1 protein-coding gene is annotated in these 1,035 nt (G+C 47.9%); it reads left to right on the top strand.

The features are described 5' to 3' along the window. Window positions 1-24 precede the first annotated feature (24 nt). A complete protein-coding gene (locus tag BUA24_RS13555) occupies window positions 25-174 on the top strand; it encodes a transposase (protein WP_178138850.1) in 150 nt (49 codons plus the stop codon). Window positions 175-1,035: the final 861 nt, after the last annotated feature.

Consider the following 1,035-nt stretch of genomic DNA (forward strand, 5'->3'; position numbering starts at 1 on the left):
CTCGAGATCGACGAGGTGAATGAGATGCTGGATCGCTGGTGCAGGCGAGCCTCACGCTCACGACTATCGAGCTTCATCCGGTTATTAAAAACCATTCGAACTCATCGAGACGGGATACTTGCCTCCATCAGACTCGGGGTATCCACCGGGAGGGTCGAGGGACTCAACGCATGAGTTCGCTCCATCATTGCCCGCTCAGAGGGACTACCTCCTTCATTCATAACGCACATTAAAAGAGAGGTTGATAGATCGTCACAACAGTGTTAGGTTTAAAAAGGTTCATGATGAGTCGTCGTGATACCGATAACACAGGGGGGGTATCGAAATTGAATACGACTATCCGAAGACCCGGGGGCGGTGTCTGGTGTACTAGGTGCAGTATCGTTAGTTGGAGAGGCCAAAATAGCTGAGTGCAACGCGCATGGGTACGGAGGAGTCTTTATCAACAATGTATTCGGAATTTTGCTACCAGGATGCTAGTCCGGCGTTTGTAGGGGAGTAGCTTGATATGATAAGTCCGATTGTGACTATTAGTTTTATGCTTGTGGTGTTCGTATTGGCCAGAGCAAGACTTAATCGGACTTATCAGACAACAACCGATGTGGATAAGCGAGCCAAGGCATATCATGATAGGAGGATATATGATCTTGTCATCGTCCTATGCATATTTGACTTAGTGATGTTCCTTGGACTCTCAATGATCCACCGATTGTAAGACCGTAATTGTCACCTAACGAAAGGAGTGTTGAGAGATGTGTCCCATGGTTTTTGATGCCACTCTCACTTCAGCATTCGTAAACAGCGTTGCTGCGATAATACAAGGGGTGCTCTACTTCAAGGAGCGTAATGAGAGTCCTAGTTTGCGACACTTCACTCCAGATCGATCACTGGAGACGTTAAAGGCTCCATAGCGCACGAAATCCAAGGGGCAAAGACTGCCCTAGTGTCCCTCTTCAGAAGTTTGCGGAGAAACAATAGGCTCCAGGTATTTCTGCATTGAAGCGAAGATCTCGTCGGCGCTCTTGGTCCAGATGA

This window comes from Ferrithrix thermotolerans DSM 19514 (assembly GCF_900128965.1).
In the GTDB taxonomy this organism is placed as follows: domain Bacteria; phylum Actinomycetota; class Acidimicrobiia; order Acidimicrobiales; family Acidimicrobiaceae; genus Ferrithrix; species Ferrithrix thermotolerans.